Annotated in this window: 19 protein-coding genes; 13 read left to right on the top strand and 6 right to left on the bottom strand. The window is 49.1% G+C overall.

Annotation, left to right across the window (positions count from 1 at the left end; all coding sequences use genetic code 11):
* Positions 1–52: 52 nt before the first annotated feature.
* The 4 genes from clpX to bolA form a co-directional block, all read right to left on the bottom strand.
* Positions 53–1,324: an ATP-dependent protease ATP-binding subunit ClpX gene (gene clpX / locus HA49_RS14290; RefSeq protein ID WP_038018684.1), complete on the bottom strand. Its 1,272-nt coding sequence runs from the start codon at positions 1,322–1,324 to the stop codon at positions 53–55.
* A gap of 127 nt (positions 1,325–1,451) precedes the next feature.
* Entirely contained in the window at positions 1,452–2,087 is a 636-nt protein-coding gene (gene clpP / locus HA49_RS14285) for an ATP-dependent Clp endopeptidase proteolytic subunit ClpP (protein WP_038018682.1), read from the bottom strand.
* A 342-nt stretch (positions 2,088–2,429) separates the two neighbouring features.
* Complete coding sequence (tig, locus tag HA49_RS14280) at positions 2,430–3,734, bottom strand: trigger factor (protein ID WP_038018680.1); 1,305 nt, start codon at positions 3,732–3,734, stop codon at positions 2,430–2,432.
* 302 nt (positions 3,735–4,036) lie between these two features.
* A complete protein-coding gene (gene bolA, locus HA49_RS14275; protein ID WP_038018678.1) occupies positions 4,037–4,351 on the bottom strand; it encodes a transcriptional regulator BolA in 315 nt (104 codons plus the stop codon).
* 275 nt (positions 4,352–4,626) lie between these two features.
* Between bolA and HA49_RS14270 the strand changes: the two genes are divergently transcribed.
* From HA49_RS14270 to HA49_RS14235, 8 genes are all read left to right on the top strand, one after another.
* A complete protein-coding gene (locus HA49_RS14270; RefSeq protein ID WP_038018675.1) occupies positions 4,627–5,205 on the top strand; it encodes a lipoprotein in 579 nt (192 codons plus the stop codon).
* 45 nt (positions 5,206–5,250) lie between these two features.
* Positions 5,251–6,720 carry a muropeptide MFS transporter AmpG gene (gene ampG, locus HA49_RS14265; protein ID WP_038018672.1) on the top strand — a complete coding sequence of 490 codons (1,470 nt, stop codon included), beginning with the start codon at positions 5,251–5,253 and terminating at the stop codon, positions 6,718–6,720.
* A gap of 393 nt (positions 6,721–7,113) precedes the next feature.
* Complete coding sequence (cyoA, locus tag HA49_RS14260; RefSeq protein WP_038018669.1) at positions 7,114–8,040, top strand: cytochrome o ubiquinol oxidase subunit II; 927 nt, start codon at positions 7,114–7,116, stop codon at positions 8,038–8,040.
* Between the two features lie 4 nt (positions 8,041–8,044).
* The gene (gene cyoB / locus HA49_RS14255; RefSeq protein ID WP_038018665.1) at positions 8,045–10,027 is read left to right on the top strand and encodes a cytochrome o ubiquinol oxidase subunit I; all 1,983 of its coding nucleotides are present in this window, start codon (positions 8,045–8,047) and stop codon (positions 10,025–10,027) included.
* Positions 10,027–10,641: a cytochrome o ubiquinol oxidase subunit III gene (locus HA49_RS14250; protein WP_038018657.1), complete on the top strand. Its 615-nt coding sequence runs from the start codon at positions 10,027–10,029 to the stop codon at positions 10,639–10,641. The genes cyoB and HA49_RS14250 overlap by 1 nt, the downstream gene beginning before the upstream one ends.
* On the top strand, positions 10,641–10,970 hold the full coding sequence (locus HA49_RS14245; RefSeq protein ID WP_038018654.1) for a cytochrome o ubiquinol oxidase subunit IV: 330 nt from the start codon (positions 10,641–10,643) through the stop codon (positions 10,968–10,970). The genes HA49_RS14250 and HA49_RS14245 overlap by 1 nt, the downstream gene beginning before the upstream one ends.
* Positions 10,971–10,984: 14 nt before the next feature.
* Positions 10,985–11,875, top strand: a complete 891-nt coding sequence (gene cyoE / locus HA49_RS14240) for a heme o synthase (RefSeq protein ID WP_038018652.1) — start codon at positions 10,985–10,987, stop codon at positions 11,873–11,875.
* A 130-nt stretch (positions 11,876–12,005) separates the two neighbouring features.
* Complete coding sequence (locus tag HA49_RS14235; protein WP_038018650.1) at positions 12,006–13,382, top strand: MFS transporter; 1,377 nt, start codon at positions 12,006–12,008, stop codon at positions 13,380–13,382.
* Between the two features lie 71 nt (positions 13,383–13,453).
* On the opposite strand, the gene HA49_RS14230 is transcribed toward HA49_RS14235, so the two are convergent.
* Complete coding sequence (locus HA49_RS14230) at positions 13,454–13,945, bottom strand: YajQ family cyclic di-GMP-binding protein (RefSeq protein WP_038018647.1); 492 nt, start codon at positions 13,943–13,945, stop codon at positions 13,454–13,456.
* 131 nt (positions 13,946–14,076) lie between these two features.
* Between HA49_RS14230 and panE the strand changes: the two genes are divergently transcribed.
* Both panE and yajL read left to right on the top strand, forming a co-directional pair.
* Complete coding sequence (gene panE, locus HA49_RS14225) at positions 14,077–14,994, top strand: 2-dehydropantoate 2-reductase (protein ID WP_038018644.1); 918 nt, start codon at positions 14,077–14,079, stop codon at positions 14,992–14,994.
* Positions 14,951–15,556, top strand: a complete 606-nt coding sequence (gene yajL, locus HA49_RS14220) for a protein deglycase YajL (protein WP_038018641.1) — start codon at positions 14,951–14,953, stop codon at positions 15,554–15,556. The genes panE and yajL overlap by 44 nt, the downstream gene beginning before the upstream one ends.
* A gap of 56 nt (positions 15,557–15,612) precedes the next feature.
* On the opposite strand, the gene thiI is transcribed toward yajL, so the two are convergent.
* Positions 15,613–17,061, bottom strand: coding sequence for a tRNA uracil 4-sulfurtransferase ThiI (gene thiI / locus HA49_RS14215; protein WP_038018640.1), 1,449 nt, complete (start codon positions 17,059–17,061; stop codon positions 15,613–15,615).
* 235 nt (positions 17,062–17,296) lie between these two features.
* On the opposite strand from thiI, the gene xseB reads away from it, so the two are divergent.
* Genes xseB through dxs form a run of 3 tightly spaced genes read left to right on the top strand, consistent with a single transcriptional unit; the run spans position 17,297 to position 20,323 of the window.
* Positions 17,297–17,539 (top strand): exodeoxyribonuclease VII small subunit, encoded by a 243-nt coding sequence (gene xseB / locus HA49_RS14210; protein ID WP_038018639.1) that lies wholly within the window; start codon positions 17,297–17,299, stop codon positions 17,537–17,539.
* On the top strand, positions 17,539–18,438 hold the full coding sequence (gene ispA / locus HA49_RS14205) for a (2E,6E)-farnesyl diphosphate synthase (protein ID WP_038018638.1): 900 nt from the start codon (positions 17,539–17,541) through the stop codon (positions 18,436–18,438). The genes xseB and ispA overlap by 1 nt, the downstream gene beginning before the upstream one ends.
* A 19-nt stretch (positions 18,439–18,457) precedes the next feature.
* Complete coding sequence (gene dxs, locus HA49_RS14200; protein WP_038018637.1) at positions 18,458–20,323, top strand: 1-deoxy-D-xylulose-5-phosphate synthase; 1,866 nt, start codon at positions 18,458–18,460, stop codon at positions 20,321–20,323.
* Positions 20,324–20,330: the final 7 nt, after the last annotated feature.

Below are 20,330 nucleotides of genomic sequence, written 5' to 3'. Positions count from 1 at the left end.
AAGGGGAAACAATTTCCCCTTTATTTGCTAATAACCTGCAGATTTTGTCGATTTATTCGCCAGAAGCCTGAGCTTCCTGTTTGCCATAAATCAACAGGGGTTCAGACTGACCATCAATGACGGAATCATCAATAACAACTTTCTCAATCCCTTCCATTGAAGGCAGGTCGTACATGGTATCCAGCAACGCGGCTTCCACAATTGAACGCAATCCACGGGCACCGGTTTTACGGGCCATCGCTTTTTTAGCGATTGCAGTTAAGGCTTCCTCACGGAACTCCAGTTCAGCCCCTTCCAGGTGGAACAATGCCTGATATTGTTTAGTCAGTGCATTTTTAGGTTCGCGCAGTATCTGAATTAACGCTTCTTCACTTAATTCATTCAGCGTTGCTACTACCGGCAGACGACCGATAAATTCAGGAATTAACCCAAATTTGATCAGGTCTTCAGGCTCAACCTGAGACAATAACTGCCCTTCGGTTGCTTTCTGAGATTTATCTTTCACGGTGGCGCCGAAGCCAATACCAGAGCCGGTTTCAACACGCTGAGCAATCACTTTATCCAGACCGGCAAATGCGCCCCCGCAGATAAACAGAATTTTCGAGGTATCAACCTGTAAAAATTCCTGTTGCGGATGTTTACGCCCGCCCTGAGGAGGGACAGCAGCTACAGTACCTTCGATAAGCTTCAGCAGTGCCTGCTGTACACCTTCACCAGAGACATCGCGGGTAATCGACGGGTTGTCAGACTTGCGCGAAATCTTATCAATTTCGTCAATATAGACAATTCCGCGCTGGGCTTTCTGGACATCATAGTCACATTTCTGCAACAGTTTCTGGATAATATTTTCAACATCCTCGCCCACATAACCGGCTTCAGTCAGTGTGGTCGCGTCTGCCATAGTAAAAGGAACATCCAGCAACCGGGCCAGAGTTTCGGCCAGTAATGTTTTCCCGCTACCGGTCGGACCAATCAGCAGGATATTACTTTTACCCAGTTCAACACCGTTGCTGGTATCACCATTTCGTAAGCGTTTGTAGTGGTTATACACCGCTACCGACAGTACTTTTTTGGCTTTTTCCTGGCCAATCACGTAATCGTCGAGATGAACGCGGATTTCATGTGGTGTCGGCAGTGCACTACGTTCACGATGAGGCGCGACTTCTTTAATCTCTTCGCGGATGATGTCATTGCATAAATCTACACATTCATCACAGATATACACTGACGGACCGGCAATCAGTTTACGCACTTCATGCTGGCTCTTGCCGCAAAAAGAGCAGTACAGCAACTTACCTGAACCGTCTTTGCGCTTCTCTGTCATCAGTAACCTCTTTAATAGTTTCGGCAACCTGCAGCGCCAGTCATTGTACTACAGGTTGACATCGTCAATGTACTATTCACTTCGTCTGACTGCACATCCTTTCATTTGTGCAGTGTAGCAAATAGTCTTATTTACGCTGCGTCAGAATAGAGTCAACTAAACCATACTCTACCGCTTCTGCTGCCGAGAGGAAACGATCACGTTCAGTGTCCTGCTCAATCTGTTCCAGCGGTTTGCCGGTATGTTTAGCCATTAATTCGTTCATCCGCTGCTTCACTTTCAGAATTTCGCGGGCATGAATCTCAATATCGGTCGCCTGTCCCTGGAAGCCGCCTAACGGCTGATGAATCATCACCCGGGAGTTTGGCAGGCAGAAACGTTTGCCCTCAGTACCGGCAGTTAACAGGAAAGACCCCATTGAACACGCCTGCCCCATACAAATGGTGCTGACATCGGGTTTAATAAACTGCATGGTGTCATAAATTGACATCCCCGCAGTAATGACCCCACCAGGCGAGTTGATGTACAGGTAAATATCTTTCTCAGGATTTTCAGCTTCTAAAAACAGCATTTGTGCGACAATCAGGTTGGCCATCTGGTCTTCAACCTGGCCGGTCAGAAAAATCACACGCTCTTTAAGTAAGCGGGAAAAGATGTCGTAAGAACGCTCTCCACGAGAAGTCTGCTCCACCACCATAGGCACTAATGCCATCTGTGATGCCATTTGTGAGGCCAGCATTTCACGTTCGCTACTGTATGACATAACCGTCTCCTGAATTAATTACATTGGTAACACTCTGTACCGATTTTTACGTTAGGAAAGCTACGAATCCACGAAGCCTGCCTCCTTCCGACAACGTCAGGACGGTTAATCAGTCAGTCTCTTATCACATTCCCCTATATGAGGGATAACTACCGGTATTTCAAGCATAACAATCTTTTGATATTTCGCGAATATTACACCAGAGATTACCCGATAACCGGCCGGTTAATCCATGATAATCCGATAAAAAGCACAGAGCGCTACCGTTTTTTTGCATCTAAAGAAAAAAAGCCCGTGATCATTTTGATCACGGGCTTTACATCAGAACGGATCAAAAATGACTTAAGCCATCTGACCCTGGTTCATCAGATCCTGGAAGTTAGCCGCTTTTTCGGTCACTTTGGCCTTTTCCAGCAGCAAGTCAACGGCCTGCTCTTCCAGTGCAACATTACGCATGTTGTTCATCAGCTCGTTATTTTTGCTGTAGAACTCGATCACTTCCTGAGGATCTTCATACGCAGAAGCCATTTCTTCGATCAGACCTTTCACGCGGTCTTCGTCAGCTTTCAGCTCACTGGTACGGATAACTTCGCCCAGCAACAGACCCACCACGACACGACGTTTCGCTTGTTCTTCAAACAGTTCACGTGGCAATTCCAGTGCCTGTTTTTCGTTACCACCAAAACGCTGTGCCGCCTGACGACGAAGAACATCGATTTCGCTGTCGATCAGTGCAGCAGGAACATCGATATCGTTAGCATTGATCAGACCATCGATAGTCTGAGTTTTAATGCTGTTACGTACCGCACCTTTCAGTTCACGTTCCATGTTCTTACGTACTTCAGTACGCAGACCTGCAACAGAACCATCAGCCACCCCAAAACGCTTCACGAACTCTTCAGTAAATTCTGGCAGTTCACGCTGTTCTACTTTTTTCAGAACAATGTCGAACTTAGCATCTTTACCTTTCAGAGTTTCGGCGTGGTACTCTTCAGGGAATTTGACATCGATGGTGAATTCTTCACCGGCTTTGTGGCCTACCAGACCTTCTTCAAAGCCAGGGATCATACGGCCCTGGCCCATTGCCAGTACGAAGTCCGAAGATTTACCGCCTTCAAACTCTTCGCCGTCCACAGAGCCAGAGAAATCGATAGTGACACGATCTTCTGCAGTCGCTGCGGCATCGGTTTCTTTCCAGTCAGCCTGCTGCTTGCGCAGCGTATCCAGCATGGCATCAACGTCTTCGTCTTTTACTTCGGCGACAGGTTTTTCAACCTCGATAGTTTCCAGACCTTTCAGTTCAATTTCCGGATACACTTCAAACTCAACAGAGTAAGTGAAGTCTTCACCCAGCTTGTACTCACCAGGAATGTATTTTGGTGCGCCTGCCGGATTAATTTTTTCTTTGATGATCGCATCAATGAAGTTGCGGGACATCAGTTCACCCAGTACATCCTGACGTACAGATGCACCATAGCGCTGTTCAATGATGTTCTTAGGCACTTTGCCTTTACGGAAACCATCGATACGGACTTTCTTAGCTACCTCTACCAGCTCTTTCTTCACCGCAGTCTCAATGCTGTCAGCAGCGACAGTGATGGTAATGCGACGGCCAAGGCCCTGTGTGGTTTCAACTGAAACTTGCATCTTGTTACCTCAAAAAATCACGTGCTCGGTCAACTTCAGACATCACGCATTAAACAATACGCGCCATCTAACAACCGGGACGGCTTCCGTGAAGAAAACTCCGATCCCTGTTACCAGAAGCGTCCCGAAGACATTCCGGAAAAATAGACGCAGCATTATAGCGGCATCGGTTGAATGAGTCGAGAAGCCACATGCAGACGAAACCTACGATATTACGGCTTTTTGACCTGTTGCTGGTTTTTTTTCTAAAAAAAACGGCCTGCCGGCCGTCATTAATCATCTTTATATTGAGAATTTCAGGTTTATACCTGCAATCCTGCCCCGCGGCAATCAGGTGACGCAGGCACAGTATCCTGCAATCCCTGCCATTCACTGGCGGTATAGGTGTGCAGAGCCAGGGCATGCACCGGCCCGGCCAGTTCTTCGGTCAGAACACTATAAATCGCACGGTGGCGGGCCAGAAAACGTTGCCCATGAAACCGGTCAGTCACAATCACCACTTTGAAGTGACTCTCAGAACCGGCAGGTACGTTGTGACGGTAGCTTTCATCCTGCACCTCCAGATGCAGCGGATGAAATTCGTCACGCAACTTATCTTCTATCTGTTCACGAATCATTTTTGACACTCCTGACTGGCGAGCGCGCTGCCCTTTTAATCAATACTAGTTTGTTTTTCATTATTACAGTGTGAAAGCACAAAAAAAAACGTGCTATTTTATAACCAATTGCGCATGATAGCTTAGCGCGATGTCCGGACTATGGATGAGTTAGCTGCTGAAATCCAGAGACTTTTTTAGATTTAGCCGCTGAACAACCCAGACCGCCGCAAAAAAGTCCCTGATTGCGGCCATTGCGGCCCCCACTGTTTTTATCATGTGATGAGAAAATGTGTATGTTAAAAAGAGCAATCTTTCCTCTGCTGGCTGCGTTTGCCCTGGCCGGTTGTGCAACCAGCAGTAATACCCTCGATGTGACGCCAAAGATAACATTACCTCAGCAGGATCCGAGTCTGATGGGTGTGACTGTCAGCATTAACGGTGCCGATCAGCGAAGCAGCCAGGCATTAGCACAGGTCACCCGTGATAACCAGTTGGTCACCCTGACGCCATCCCGTGATCTGCGTTTTCTGTTGCAGGAAGTACTCGAGAAGCAGATGACGGCCCGGGGTTATATGATTGGCCCTAACGGCGCAGTTGACCTGCAGATTGTGGTCAATAAACTGTATGCCGATGTGACCCAGGGTAACCTGCGTTACAGTATCACCACGAATGCCGATGTCTCTATCACTGCTACCGCAAAAAATGGTAACAAACAGATGAAGACCTACCGTCAGACCTACAGCGTTGAAGGCCCATTCACAGCCAACAACGATAAAATTACCAAAGCGGTTAACTCTACCCTGGGTGATGTTATTTCTGATATGGCTGCGGATACCAGCATCAACGACTTCATTAAACAAAACTCCCACTGAATGCTATGATGGCTGCATGAATTTTCTTCGTGCAGCCAGGATGCCATGCGTTCAGACTATTTAAAGATTTTCACCCAGCGTAATTTTGCCGTTCTGTTGTTGCTGGGGTTCTCTTCAGGCCTGCCACTGGCTCTGACCTCCGGGACACTTCAGGCCTGGATGACCGTCGAAAATATCGATTTAAAAACTATCGGGATTTTCTCTCTGGTCGGACAGGCCTATGTTTTCAAGTTCCTCTGGTCGCCGTTTATGGACCGTTATTCCCCACCTCTGTTGGGCCGCCGTCGTGGATGGCTGCTGTTAACACAATGTGCATTAATCCTCGCGATTGTCGGAATGAGTCTTGTCCAGCCTGCCGGGCATCTGACTTTGCTGGCACTGTTGGCGGTACTGGTTGCCTTTTGCTCAGCCTCACAAGATATTGTTTTTGATGCATGGAAAACCGATGTATTACCTGCGGAACAACGAGGCAGCGGTGCGGCTATCACCGTGTTGGGTTACCGACTGGCAATGATGGTCTCGGGCGGCTTAGCCTTATGGCTGGCAGACCGCTATCTGGGATGGAATGCCACCTACGCCCTGATGGCAATCCTGATGCTGCCTGGCATTGTTGGGACATTGCTGGCAGAGAACCCTGCCGGACCAGTAACTCCTCCTCTCAGCCTGCGCCAGGCGGTAGTCTCTCCTCTGTTAGACTTTTTTGGGCGCAACAATGCCTGGCTGATGATTACCCTGATTATCCTTTATAAGCTGGGTGATGCATTCGCCGGTGCCCTGACTACCACCTTTCTAATTCGCGGACTAGGTTTTAACCCGGGCGATGTCGGGCTGGTGAATAAATCGCTCGGTCTGCTGGCCACCATTATTGGCGCACTGTACGGCGGTGTTCTGATGCAGAGGCTGAGTTTATTCCGCGCACTGCTGTGGTTCGGTATTTTACAAACTCTTTCGAATCTCGCGTACTGGCTGCTGACTGTCACCAGTGTACATTTGTGGAGTATGGCCAGTGCGGTGTTTATCGAAAACCTGTGTGGTGGTATGGGCACTGCAGCCTTTGTCGCACTGCTGATGGCGCTGTGTAACTCTTCATTTTCAGCAACGCAGTTTGCTCTGCTGTCTGCACTCTCTGCCGTAGGCCGGGTCTATGTGGGGCCTGCTGCCGGATGGCTGGTTGAGCTATGGGGATGGCCGGGCTTTTATGCCTTCAGCGTTTTTGCCGGAATTCCTGGTCTGTTGCTGCTGTTTATCAGTCGCCACAGTCTGGTGCCTGCCGTGACAGGACAGTTCATACAACGTCAGCATTTTTCTCATGCCTATCGCTGGGCATTTCGTATTTTCCTCGCCGGTTGCCTGGTACTTTTCGCCTGGCTGGCTACACTTACCCTGGGTGCAATGCATTGGCTAACAGAAGGTTTTCGGGATGTACCGCTGTTCGAAGCTGGAATGGTGCTTCTGAGTAGTGCAGTACTTTTTGGGGTCTTTCTCGACTGCCTGAGCCTGAAACAGGAAAGATAATGCTCAACATTTTTTTAACTAATGAGGATTTTTTTTCATTTAGCATTTAATGATTGTTCTTAACAATTACGCTGAATAACTGCCGCCGGAATATTGCACCCAGGTTAACATGATGAGCAAAAGATAACTGAATGTTAATTTTTTGATAATGATATGGGGTAGTTATAGCAATAAGGAACATTACTCTCAGGGTTATTTCCGTTTAGTTATATAAGGCCAAATGGTTGATGTGAATGATAATTTCGGAACGGCAACAATTTTTGTTAAATCCCATGAAAAATGTGGACACAGTCCACTGACAGAACTTCAAGCTGGTTTACAGTACATAAATCTTCCCGTAAAATGCCGCCACACTTAAACGACAATAGAGCCTTTTGTCATTGAGGTCGTTAAATGAGACTCAGGAAATACAATAAAAGTTTGGGGATTTTGTCACTCATCACTGGCGCTGTTCTGTTAAGTGGCTGTGATAGTGCATTGTTAAATCCTAAAGGTCAGATTGCACTGGAGCAACGTTCACTGATTTTGACAGCCTTCGGCTTGATGTTAGTGGTAGTTATCCCGGCAGTCTTAATGGCTATCGTATTCGCCTGGAAGTATCGGGCATCCAATACGAACGCTAAATACTCACCTAACTGGTCGCACTCTAATAAGATTGAAGCTGTGGTTTGGACGATTCCAATTCTCATCATCATCTTCCTTGGTGTGCTGACATGGAAATCTACTCACGCTCTCGAGCCAAGTAAGCCAATTGCTTCAAACGTTAAACCTGTAGAGATTGATGTTATTGCCCTGGACTGGAAATGGCTGTTTATCTATCCTGAGCAAGGAATTGCAACCGTGAACCAGATTGCATTCCCGGCAAATACACCGGTCAGCTTTAAAATCACCTCAAATTCAGTCATGAACTCCTTCTTTATTCCTACCCTTGGCAGCCAGATCTATGCCATGGCAGGTATGCAGACTAAACTGCATCTCATTGCGAATGAACCAGGAACCTTTGACGGTATTTCTTCAAACTTCAGCGGCCCTGGTTTCTCTGGCATGAAATTTAAAGCCATCGCCACTAAAGACGATGCGGACTTCCAGCAGTGGGTAGCGAAGGTGAAAGCTTCACCAAATACGCTGACGACTATGGATGACTTCAACAAGCTGGCAGCACCAAGCCAGGACAACCCGGTAGAGTACTTCTCTACTGCGAATCCTGATCTGTTTAACCAGGTTGTTGATAAGTTTATGTCACACGACGGGAAAATGGACATGTCTGCACATGACAGCATGAACATGGACCACGCCGCTTCCGCCGGAGCAGGGGAATAATACCATGTTAGGAAAATTGAGCTTAGCAGCGGTACCACTAGACGTACCAATCGTCATGGTGACCTGCGCTGCGATCATACTCGGTGGTGTTGCCATTCTCGCCGCCATTACTTATTTCGGTAAGTGGAAGTATCTGTGGTCTGAGTGGATTACCTCTGTAGACCATAAAAAACTCGGTATCATGTATATCATTCTGGCTTTCGTCATGCTGTTGCGTGGTTTTGCCGATGCCATCATGATGCGTAGCCAGCAGGTACTTGCGTCTGCCGGTGAAGCCGGCTTCCTGCCGCCTCATCACTACGACCAAATCTTTACCGCGCATGGCGTGATTATGATTTTCTTCGTAGCGATGCCGTTCGTGGTCGGTCTGATGAACATTGCCGTTCCGTTACAGATTGGTGCACGTGACGTCGCCTTCCCGTTCCTGAACAACCTGAGTTTCTGGTTCACCGCTATTGGTGTGGTGCTGGTTAACCTGTCATTGGGTGTAGGTGAATTTGCCCAGACCGGCTGGCTGGCCTACCCGCCACTCTCAGGCGCGGAATATAGTCCGGGGGTTGGGGTAGACTATTGGATATGGAGTCTGCAGCTTTCAGGGATTGGTACTACGCTGACCGGGATCAACTTCTTCGTCACGATTCTGAAGATGCGTGCCCCGGGTATGACAATGTTCAAAATGCCTATTTTCACCTGGGCATCGTTATGTACTAACGTACTGATTATCGCTGCGTTCCCGGTATTAACCGTGACCCTGGCACTGCTGACTCTCGACCGTTATCTGGGCTTCCATTTCTTTACTAACGAAATGGGCGGCAACATGATGATGTACGTCAACCTGATATGGGTCTGGGGACATCCGGAAGTTTACATCCTGGTTCTGCCGGTATTTGGTGTGTTCTCTGAAGTTACCGCGACCTTCGCCAAAAAGCGTATGTTTGGTTACACCTCTATGGTGTGGGCAACAGTCGCAATTACCGTATTGTCGTTTATTGTTTGGTTACACCACTTCTTCACGATGGGTGCCGGTGCCAACGTTAACGCCTTCTTCGGTATTATGACGATGATCATCGCGATACCGACCGGGGTTAAAATCTTTAACTGGCTGTTCACCATGTATCAGGGTCGTATTCAGATGACCTCGCCTATGTTGTGGACCGTCGGCTTTATCGTCACCTTCTCTGTCGGTGGTATGACCGGGGTACTGTTAGCCGTTCCTGGTGCTGACTTTGTACTGCATAACAGCCTGTTCCTGATTGCTCACTTCCATAACGTTATTATCGGTGGTGTAGTGTTTGGTTGTATGGCGGGTGTTAGTTACTGGTTCCCGAAAGCCTTTGGTTTCACTCTGAACGAAAAATGGGGCAAACGCGCCTTCTGGTTCTGGATTATCGGTTTCTTCGTTGCCTTTATGCCACTGTATGCGTTGGGCTTCATGGGCATGACCCGTCGTCTGAGCCAGAATATTGATCCTCAGTTCCATCCACTGCTGGTCGTTGCTGCCTGTGGTGCCGCCCTGATTGCTATCGGGATTATCTGTCAGTTAACCATGTTCTGGGTATCAGTCCGCGACCGTGATCAGAACCGTGACCTGACAGGCGATGTTTGGGGCGGACGTACACTGGACTGGGCATGTTCTTCTCCTCCTCCGTTCTATAACTTTGCCGTTATCCCTGACGTTCACGAACGTGATTCCTTCTGGGAAATGAAAGAACGTGGTGAGGCATACCAGAGACCTACGCATTATGAAGAAATTCATATGCCGAAAAACAGTGGTATTCCGGTGATTATTGCATTGTTTGCGACGATATTCGGTTTCGCTATGATCTGGTGGATCTGGTGGCTGGCTGGCCTGTCCTTCCTGGGTATGATTGTGTTGTGGATTGCCAAAAGCTTTGACGAAGACGTGGACTACTATGTCTCTGTTGAAGAAATTGAGCGAATCGAAAACAAGCACTTTGAAGAACTTAGCAAAGCAGGTGTGAAATAATGTCTTCTGAAACTCTGACTAAACAGCACGGCGCCCATGCAGAGCATGGGCATCACGATGCAGGAGCCAATAAGGTATTTGGCTTCTGGATCTACCTGATGAGTGACTGCATTATCTTTGCAACGCTGTTTGCGACCTATGCAGTCATGGTTCACAGCACTGCGGGTGGCCCTTCAGGTAAAGACTTTTTTGAACTGCCTTATGTATTGGGTGAAACAGCATTACTGCTGTTGAGCTCCATTACTTATGGTTTCTCCGTGATCTGCATGAACAGAAACAACAAAGGCGCTGTTATTGGCTGGCTGCTGTTAACCTTCCTGTTTGGTCTCGGCTTCATCGGCATGGAAATCAACGAGTTCCATCACCTGATCAGTGAAGGCTGGGGGCCGCAGCGTAGTGGCTTCCTGTCAGCATTCTTTACCTTAGTCGGTACCCACGGTCTGCACGTGACCTGCGGGCTGATTTGGATGCTGGTCCTGATGTTCCAGGTAGGAACCCGTGGTCTGACCGCGACAAACCGTACCCGTATCATGTGTCTGAGCCTGTTCTGGCACTTCCTTGATGTCGTATGGATTTGTGTATTTACCATTGTTTATCTGATGGGGGCCATGTAATGAGTCATTCTGCAACCGAACATGGTGCATCTCACGGTAGTGTGAAGTCGTATGTTATCGGCTTTATCCTTTCCATTATCCTGACAGGTATTCCTTTCTGGATGGTGATGGATGGAAGCGCTGCAAAAAGCACAATCCTGGCGGTGGTCGTTATCTGTGCAGTGGTTCAGGTGATTGTTCACCTGGTCTACTTCCTGCACCTGGACCGTAAGTCAGAGGGGGGCTGGAACCTGGTGGCCATCGTATTCTCAGCAGTCATCATTCTGATTGTTGTCGTTGGCTCACTGTGGATCATGTGGAACCTTAACTACAACATGATGCCCCACTAACAGAGTTATACGTAATGATTAAGCGATACCTGCAAGTCACAAAACCAGGAATTATTTTCGGGAATTTAATTTCTGTGATAGGTGGTTTTCTGCTGGCCTCGAAAGGCAGCATTAATTTCACCCTATTTCTCGCCTCACTGGTCGGTGTATCACTGGTGGTTGCATCAGGTTGTGTGTTTAACAACGTGATCGACCGCGATATTGACCGGAAAATGGAGAGAACGAAGAACCGGGTCCTTGTAAAAGGGCTTATTTCCGCGAAAACTAGCCTGGTTTATGCAACATTATTGGGTATTGCTGGCTTTGCGTTGCTGTACTTTGGAGCCAACCCACTGGCAATGTGGTTGTCAGTGATTGGCTTCATTGTATACGTCGGCATCTACAGCCTCTATATGAAGCGTAATTCAGTGTACGGTACCTTAATCGGCAGCCTGTCGGGCGCTGCACCGCCGGTGATCGGTTACTGTGCTGTAAGCAACGAATTCGATGCCGGAGCACTGATTCTGTTAGCCATCTTTAGTTTATGGCAGATGCCGCACTCGTATGCGATTGCTATCTACCGTTTCAAGGATTATCAGGCAGCTAATATCCCGGTACTGCCGGTAGTGAAAGGCATTTCGGTGGCTAAAAATCATATCACCGTGTACATCGTGGCGTTTATGGTAGCCACCCTGATGCTTTCACTTGGTGGTTACGCAGGCTATAAATATCTGGTGGTTGCTGCTGCTGTCAGTGTCTGGTGGCTGGGCATGGCGCTTTCCGGTTATAAAAGCTCGAATGACGACCGTGTCTGGGCGCGTAAGCTGTTTGTCTTTTCAATCGTCGCCATCACGGCACTCAGTGTCATGATGTCGGTCGATTTTATGACTCCGGCGTCCAAAGACCTCCTGACCTACGTTTGGTAACTCTGCTGTTTAGCTAGAAAAGGCGCGATTTCGCGCCTTTTCTTTTTTTGTTACCACTGGTTAAAAACAATTATTTTACCCGCCCTGCTCTGCCCCGTACTATAGCGTCAGAAAATGAAAAGAGGTCTTAATGAACGATAATAAAATGACGCCCCTGGAGTTGAGAGCAACCTGGGGCCTTGGGACGGTGTTTTCCCTGCGCATGTTGGGCATGTTTATGGTTCTTCCGGTACTAACAACCTACGGAATGGCGCTTCAGGGAGCCTCAGAAACTTTAATAGGTCTGGCCATAGGTATTTACGGTTTAGCCCAGGCAATTTTTCAAATTCCTTTCGGTTTACTCTCTGATCGCATTGGGCGGAAGCCACTGATTGTTGGCGGGCTGCTGCTATTTGTCTTAGGCAGTGTCATTGCCGCCACCACCAGTTCAATCTGGGGAATTATTCTTGGCCGTGCCTTACAGGGTTCAGGGGCGATTGCCGCAGCGGTGATGGCCCTGCTTTCTGATTTAACCCGTGAACAGAACCGCACTAAGGCTATGGCCTTTATCGGTATCAGCTTCGGAGTGACCTTTGCGATTGCCATGGTACTGGGTCCTATCGTTACTCATATCCTGGGGCTGCATGCCTTGTTCTGGATGATTGCTATCCTCGCCGGAGTGGGAATAGTCATTACCCTGCTGATTGTTCCTTCAGCCACTGACCATGTACTGAACCGCGAGTCCGGAATGGTCAAGGGCAGTTTCCGTAAGGTGCTCGGGAACTCACGACTACTGAAACTGAACTTTGGCATTTTCTGCCTGCACATCCTGCTGATGTCCAGTTTTGTCGCCTTGCCGGGACAGTTTGAAAATGCCGGTTTTCCGGCATCACAACACTGGAAAGTTTATCTGGCGACTATGTTAATCGCCTTTGCCGCAGTGATGCCGTTTATCATCATTGCCGAAGTAAAGCGCAAGATGAAGCTGGTATTCGTCAGTTGTGTGGCATTGCTGGTGATTGCGGAAATTATCCTGTGGGGTGCCGGTACTCATTTCTGGACGCTGGTGGTGGGTGTTCAGATATTCTTCTTCGCCTTTAACCTGATGGAAGCTATCCTGCCATCACTCATCAGTAAAGAATCCCCTGCCGGTTATAAAGGCACCGCCATGGGAGTTTATTCTACCAGCCAGTTTATCGGCGTCGCGATTGGTGGCAGTCTGGGTGGCTGGATATTTGGCCATATTGATGCTCAGACCGTATTTCTGGCAGGAACCCTGTTAGCCGTCGTGTGGCTGCTGGTGAGTCTGACGATGAAAGAACCCCCTTATGTCAGCAGCCTGCGGTTAGTCTCGGGTGATTTGCAACACGCCGACGGGCTGGAACAACGGCTGGCAGCTCTGGCGGGGGTATCTTCAGTTATGATGGTCCCGGCAGAAAAAAGCATTTACGTTAAAATTGACAGCAAAGTGACCAACCGGGAAGCTCTGGAAGCTATCGTGGAAGAATATCAACCTTCACATAGCTAATCCCCTGCCCTGCCGGTTAAACAAAAAAAGCGCGGCCCCTGCACAGGACCGCGCTTTTTGTTTCGCTACGATTAATCGCGGAAGTTTTTAAACTGGAATGGCTGCCCCAGATTGCCATTTCGCACCAGGTTCATCGCTCCCTGCAAATCATCCCGTGATTTACCGGTGACACGCAGTGACTCGCCCTGAATCTGAGTCTGTACTTTCAGTTTACTGTCTTTGATCAGTTTGACGATTTTCTTCGCCACATCAGACTCAATGCCTTTCTTTAATTTTGCATCGACCGCCCAGCTCTTACCACTGTGCTCAATCTCTTCAGGGACTTCGAGCGCAGCACCTTCGATACCTCGTTTCAGTAACTTTTCACGCAAAATATCCACCAACTGCTTTACCTGAAAATCGGACTCAGAACTGACGCGAATAGTTTCATTCTTTTCGTTTAATTCAACGCTGGCAGTCACGTTACGAAAATCGAAACGGGTCGACAATTCACGGCTGGCATTTTCCACCGCATTACGCACTTCCTGAAGCTCGACTTCAGAAACAATATCGAAAGATGGCATCTTTTCTTCTCCTGGTTCTGGTTTGCCATGCATAATACGCAGATTGACGCGGTAAACAAATGTCTCCGTTCAGAAAAGACCTTTCAGGGGTAAAAATACCGTTTTACCGTTGCAGACATGCTGGAGTAATTATGAACATAACCGTACTGGGTTGCGGTGCATTAGGACAAATTTGGCTTGCAGCACTGAGCCGCCAGGGACATCAGGTACAGGGCTGGTTACGGGTGTCTCATCCCAATACCACGGTACATGTCACCAGCCCGGAGGGCGAAATCTTTCGTCATTTTTTTCCTGCCAACAACCCGGCATTTCTGGCCGAAAGTGACCTGTTGCTGGTCACGCTAAAGGCGGCACAAATATCCAGTGCCTTGCAGCAGATTCAGCCTCTGGTTCCTGCCCATTGTATCATTGTGTTGATGCATAATGGTATGGGAGTGATGGATGAGCTGCCTTCTTTGCATCAGCCGGTATTACGGGCAATCACCACTCATTCCTCTTACCGGACCCAGGGCCGGGTCATCCATGTCGCCCATGGTATAACACACCTGGGACCGGTGGCGCGCAATCAGGACCAGCTCAGTCCTCTGGCCGATATGATGCACGAAGCCTTACCTGATGTGGCCTGGCATAATGATATCCTGCCCGCCAGTTGGAATAAGCTGGCAATCAACTGCGTCATTAATCCGCTGAGCATCAAATACAATTGTCGTAACGGTGAGATTTTGCAGCATCCGGATGAAATTCAGCAGATTTGTGAGGAACTGGCTGCTGTCATGGCCAGGGCAAATCTGCATGCCGATGCTCGTCAGTTACAGGCTAATGCGACACACGTGCTGCAAAACAGCGCCGGCAATTTTTCGTCAATGCTCCAGGATATTCAGGCGGGCAGGAGCACCGAAATTGATTACATCACCGGTTACCTGCTCCGCAAGGCCACAGAATTCGGTATCGCAATTCCGGCGAACCGTGCCCTGTTTCAACTCGTTAAATCCAAGGAGTCTGCCAATGGACACCCCGAAATCAGTGCTGGTTTGCCTGGCACATGGTAGTGAAGAAATTGAAGCGGTTACCGTCATTGACCTGCTGGTCAGAGCAGGCATCCGGGTCACTACTGCCAGTGTTGAAAGCAATGGCGAAACCCTGATTGTCTGCTCACGCGGTGTTAAACTTCAAAGTGATACCACGCTGGTGGCGGTCGCTGATCAGCCATTTGATGCCGTGGTACTGCCCGGAGGGGTTAAAGGCGCTGACACTTTCAGCGACAGCCTGCTAATGCTGGAAACCGTTCGTCACTTTTCGGCCACCGGCAGAATTGTGGCCGCTATTTGTGCCGCTCCCGCAACAGTACTGGCTGCACATCATCTGTTTCCTGTGGGTAATATGACCGGTTTTCCGGGACTTCAGTCAGAAATACCTGAGCAGCAATGGATGGAACGACGGGTCGTCTGGGATCCCCGCGTTAACCTGCTGACCAGCCAGGGTCCCGGCACCTCATTTGATTTCGCTCTTAAACTCATTGACTTGCTGGCCGGACAGGACACCGCCAGGGAGGTTGCTGCGCCGCTGGTGCTTGCACCCGGGATTTATAATTATCAGGAAACAAACGGATAAAAAAATCCGCATACCCGGGTATGCGGGTTTAACAAAGAGCTTTCCGATGATGATGCTCAGGGGCGATAGACTTTAACGTTGGTGTAGCCCTGCTCACGCAGATACAGTGCCTGTAAGCGACTCATCACCCCTCGATCACAGTACAGTAACCAGGTCCGTGACTGATCAAGCGAGGCAAACTGGCTACCCAGTTTGTAGAAAGGCAGCGACTGAATTTTCACATTATCTGCTTTCAGTGGACGGTCATCCTGTTCATCGATCGAACGTATGTCCAGAATAGTGTCATTCTCACCAAAGGCAGCCACCGTTTCGACTTCCACGACATCACGGGTCGCCTGCTCAGCAATTTCGCGGATATCGAGATTGCTGGCTTCCTGAACTACCCTTTCAAGCACTGAAAAATCGAAATTCTCTTCTTCGGCGTGAATACGGCTTTTTACGGCTTTTACTGTCGGACTTTTTGAAATAACACCGCAATATTCCGGCATCGTTCGGGCCAGATCTTCGGTGCCGATTTCACGGGCCAGATTAATGATATGTTCTTTATCATGTGAAATCAGCGGACGCAGAATCAGAGTATCACTGGCATTATCGATCAACCGAAGATTAGTCAGTGTCTGGCTGGAAACCTGACCGAGTGCTTCGCCTGTTACCAGCGCCTGAACGCCATAGCGTTCAGCAACCATTGATGCGGCACGAACCATCATGCGCTTGAGGACCACCCCCATCTGACCGTCATCAATATTTTCGAGAATTTCCCCGACTACCGGTTCAAAATCGATCGCGATAAAACGCACGCGATGGGAACGACCAAAACGATTCCACAGATAGTGAGCGACCTGACGTACACCAATTTCGTGCGCAGCCCCGCCCAGGTTGAAGAAACAATAATGGACACGGCACCCGCGGCGCATCAGCATGTAGCTGGAGACGCCTGAATCAAAGCCACCGGAGATCAGTGACAGTACATCTTCCTGCGTGCCAATAGGAAAACCACCAATTCCTTCGCGACGTTCGGTGACCATCAGCAGGCGATCATCTTCAATTTCCAGATTTACCGTCACCTGAGGATGGGTCAGTTTGACGCTGGCGGTAGCAATATGCTGGTTAAGACCGCCCCCCACATAACGTTCTACGTCCTGTGAGCTGAAGTCATGCTTACCGCGCCGTTTTGCCCTGACGCAGAAGGTTTTTCCTTCCAGCCGGTCACGGTACAACTCAAGCGTCTGCTCAAAGATATTATGGACATCGGTATAGCTATGCTCTTCAACCGCCAGAATATGGTGGATACCGGGAATGCGGGTCAACTCTTCGGCAATAACCGGCTTAAGTTCCTCCCGTTTAGAGCGTACGACAATATGATCCCAGTGACGAACGACTTTAATCTCTTCATCAATGGTTTTAAGGATATTGCGAATGTTTCCATTCAGGATCTTAATAAAACGCAGTCGGACTGACTGGCTTTTGATCGTGATTTCCGGAAACAGTTTTATGATAAACTTCATGGCGGCAAAGGCTTATTCAGGGAAATAAGTGTTAATAACGACACACTTAACTGTTAAAATCAGAATATTGCGGACAGCAAAATATTGCTCCGCATCCAGGATGCGCAAGTATATCACCTTTGTTGAAACTCTGCTTCTGCAACCTCCGTCACATTGATCATTTTGCTTATCGTTCGTCGTCGGCTACCATAAGCAATGACAAATGAATAAATAACTCATAGAGCCGGTACTGACTATGCCAAAAAAAACCGAACCTTCTGTCAGCTTTGAGAGTGCTTTACAGGAGCTGGAATCTATCGTCCGGCGTCTTGAAACGGGAGAATTACCGTTAGAAGAAGCCCTGAATGAATTTGAAAGAGGCGTTAAACTGGCAAAAACCGGTCAGCAAACCTTACAGAAAGCCGAGCAGCGGGTTCAGATTTTACTTAAACCAGACAGTGATGCTGAATTAGATGCTTTCACCCCGGAAAATAACTGATGGATTTTTCGACACTGATTGCGGCCTATCGTGAGCGGGTAGACCATGTATTAACCGGATTACTGCAGGACGCCCCTTTTCAGAGTTCTCCGCTGAACGAAGCAATGCAATATGGCGTACTGTTAGGTGGCAAACGGATGCGACCTTTTCTGGTGTATGCCACGGGTGAAATGCTGGGCACTCCTCAGGCAGCACTGGATATTCCGGCGGCTGCCATTGAATGTATTCATGCTTACTCACTGATCCATGACGATTTACCGGCGATGGATGACGACACGTTACGCCGCGGGAAACCGACTTGTCATGTTGCATTTGGTGAAGACACTGCGATTCTTGCCGGAGATGCCTTACAGACCCTTGCATTCACTGTGCTGGCCGATCATCCCATGCCAGAAGTATCTGATACTTCCCGGCTGGCCATGATTTCCGAACTGGCTGCAGCCAGTGGTGCTGGCGGTATGTGTGGTGGCCAGGCGCTGGATTTAGCCGCAGAGGGAAAATCTGTCAGTTTACAGGACCTCGAAACCATACATCGCCATAAGACCGGAGCTCTGATTCGCGCGGCTGTCAGGCTGGGAGCCTTATCGGCAGGGGAACGCGGTAAAGCGTTACTGCCTGATTTAGACCGTTACGCCAATGCTATCGGCCTGGCTTTTCAGGTTCAGGACGATATTCTGGATATTGTCGGAGATACTGAAGTTATTGGTAAACGCCAGGGTGCTGACCTGGCTCTGGGAAAAAGTACCTACCCGGCATTGCTGGGTCTGGACGGCGCCAGGGAAAAAGCCCTGCAGTTGTACCAGGAAGCCATGGATGCTTTAGACCGACTCGCTGCCCACTCTTTAGATACTGCCTTATTAAAGGCACTGGCGGGTTACATAATTGAACGTGATAAATAACATCCATAATGAGTCACTGATGAGTTTTGATACCACCCAATACCCTACACTGGCGCTGGCAGGCACAGTTCAGGAATTACGTTTATTGCCAAAAGATAAGCTCCCTGCCCTGTGCAATGAGTTACGCCAGTACCTGCTCGACAGCGTCAGTCAGTCAAGCGGACATTTTGCTTCCGGTCTGGGGGTTGTGGAACTGACCGTTGCTTTGCATTACGTCTATAACACGCCATTTGATCATCTGGTGTGGGATGTTGGCCATCAGGCTTACCCACATAAAATTCTTACCGGCCGCCGTGATCGCATCGGTACGATCCGTAAAAAAAACGGGCTACATCCGTTCCCGTGGCGTGAAGAGAGTGAACATGATGTGTTGAGTGTAGGCCACTCTTCCACATCTATCAGCGCCGGGCTGGGAATGGCGGTAGCGGCAGAAAAAGAAGCCGCGGGTCGCCGCACAGTGTGTGTTATCGGCGACGGTGCACTGACTGCCGGAATGGCTTTCGAAGCCATGAACCACGCCGGTGATATCAAGCCTGATATGTTAGTGATCCTCAACGACAATGATATGTCGATCTCTGAAAATGTCGGGGCTCTCAACAATCGTGTCGCTCAGATACTTTCCGGTAAGACTTACTCCTGGCTGCGTGAAAGTGGCAAACGGGTACTGACCGGAATCCCTCCGATTAAAGAACTGGTGAAACGCACAGAAGAGCATCTGAAAGGGATGGTATCGCCGGGGACCCTGTTTGAAGAGCTGGGATTCAACTATATCGGGCCGGTTGACGGACATGATGTGCTGACACTGGTAAGCGCATTAACTAATATGCGTAACCTGAAAGGTCCTCAGTTCCTGCATATCATTACCAAAAAAGGCAAAGGCTACGCCCCTGCCGAGCAGGATCCGATTGCCTGGCATGCGGTTCCTACTTTTGATCCAGCCAGGGGTGAACTGCCAAAAAGCAAAGGCGGGATTCCAACCTATTCGCAGATCTTCGGCGACTGGTTATGTGAAATGGCGGCTCAGGACGATAAGCTGATGGCCGTCACTCCCGCGATGCGCGAAGGCTCCGGCATGGTTCGCTTCTCCCGCGAGTTTCCCCAACAGTATTTTGATGTCGCCATTGCTGAGCAGCATGCAGTAACTTTTGCGGCGGGGCTGGCTATTGGCGGTTACAAGCCGGTGGTTGCCATTTACTCAACCTTCCTGCAGCGTGCCTATGACCAATTGATCCACGATGTAGTTATCCAAAAATTACCGGTGCTGTTTGCTATTGATCGCGGCGGGATTGTAGGGGCTGACGGACAGACCCATCAGGGGGCTTTCGATATCTCATTCCTGCGCTGCATTCCGGAAATGGTCATTATGACTCCCAGTGATGAAAATGAGTGTCGTGACATGCTGTTTACCGGATATCACTATCAGCAGGGACCGAGTGCTGTACGTTATCCTCGTGGCAGTGGCCGGGGCCTGGAGCGAGTGGCACCGCAACAATTGCCGTTAGGTAAAGGCGTGGTCAAACGTCAGGGCGAATCACTGGCGATTTTGAACTTCGGCACACTGTTGCCTGAGGCCGAAAAAGTTGCTGAATCGATGAATGCCACGCTGGTGGATATGCGCTTCGTCAAACCTCTGGATAGCGAACTGATTCTGAAAATGGCAGAACAACATTCAGAGCTGGTCACGCTGGAAGAAGGTGCTGTCTGTGGTGGCGCCGGCAGTGGCGTCAGTGAAGTGTTGATGGCTGCCCGTCAGATGACCACGGTACTGAATCTGGGCCTGCCGGATAAATTTATTCCGCAGGGAACACAGGAAGAAATCCGTCATGACCTGGGGCTGGATGCCGAAGGAATTGAGTCCGCGATTAACCAGTGGCGAACCCGATAAATATCGC

This window comes from Tatumella morbirosei, assembly GCF_000757425.2.
GTDB lineage: Bacteria > Pseudomonadota > Gammaproteobacteria > Enterobacterales > Enterobacteriaceae > Tatumella > Tatumella morbirosei.
This window is presented reverse-complemented; position numbering and strand designations above follow the sequence as displayed.

Coding starts and splice junctions, on each gene's coding strand:
- HA49_RS14245 (WP_038018654.1), top strand. CDS start 10,641: ATGAGTCATTCTGCAACCGAACATGGTGCATCTCACGGTAGTGTGAAG.
- yajL (WP_038018641.1), top strand. CDS start 14,951: ATGGACACCCCGAAATCAGTGCTGGTTTGCCTGGCACATGGTAGTGAA.
- dxs (WP_038018637.1), top strand. CDS start 18,458: ATGAGTTTTGATACCACCCAATACCCTACACTGGCGCTGGCAGGCACA.
- clpX (WP_038018684.1), bottom strand. CDS start 1,324: ATGACAGAGAAGCGCAAAGACGGTTCAGGTAAGTTGCTGTACTGCTCT.
- cyoE (WP_038018652.1), top strand. CDS start 10,985: ATGATTAAGCGATACCTGCAAGTCACAAAACCAGGAATTATTTTCGGG.
- cyoA (WP_038018669.1), top strand. CDS start 7,114: ATGAGACTCAGGAAATACAATAAAAGTTTGGGGATTTTGTCACTCATC.
- HA49_RS14270 (WP_038018675.1), top strand. CDS start 4,627: ATGTTAAAAAGAGCAATCTTTCCTCTGCTGGCTGCGTTTGCCCTGGCC.
- ampG (WP_038018672.1), top strand. CDS start 5,251: ATGCGTTCAGACTATTTAAAGATTTTCACCCAGCGTAATTTTGCCGTT.
- tig (WP_038018680.1), bottom strand. CDS start 3,734: ATGCAAGTTTCAGTTGAAACCACACAGGGCCTTGGCCGTCGCATTACC.
- ispA (WP_038018638.1), top strand. CDS start 17,539: ATGGATTTTTCGACACTGATTGCGGCCTATCGTGAGCGGGTAGACCAT.
- bolA (WP_038018678.1), bottom strand. CDS start 4,351: ATGATTCGTGAACAGATAGAAGATAAGTTGCGTGACGAATTTCATCCG.
- HA49_RS14235 (WP_038018650.1), top strand. CDS start 12,006: ATGAACGATAATAAAATGACGCCCCTGGAGTTGAGAGCAACCTGGGGC.
- clpP (WP_038018682.1), bottom strand. CDS start 2,087: ATGTCATACAGTAGCGAACGTGAAATGCTGGCCTCACAAATGGCATCA.
- HA49_RS14250 (WP_038018657.1), top strand. CDS start 10,027: ATGTCTTCTGAAACTCTGACTAAACAGCACGGCGCCCATGCAGAGCAT.
- thiI (WP_038018640.1), bottom strand. CDS start 17,061: ATGAAGTTTATCATAAAACTGTTTCCGGAAATCACGATCAAAAGCCAG.
- cyoB (WP_038018665.1), top strand. CDS start 8,045: ATGTTAGGAAAATTGAGCTTAGCAGCGGTACCACTAGACGTACCAATC.
- xseB (WP_038018639.1), top strand. CDS start 17,297: ATGCCAAAAAAAACCGAACCTTCTGTCAGCTTTGAGAGTGCTTTACAG.
- panE (WP_038018644.1), top strand. CDS start 14,077: ATGAACATAACCGTACTGGGTTGCGGTGCATTAGGACAAATTTGGCTT.
- HA49_RS14230 (WP_038018647.1), bottom strand. CDS start 13,945: ATGCCATCTTTCGATATTGTTTCTGAAGTCGAGCTTCAGGAAGTGCGT.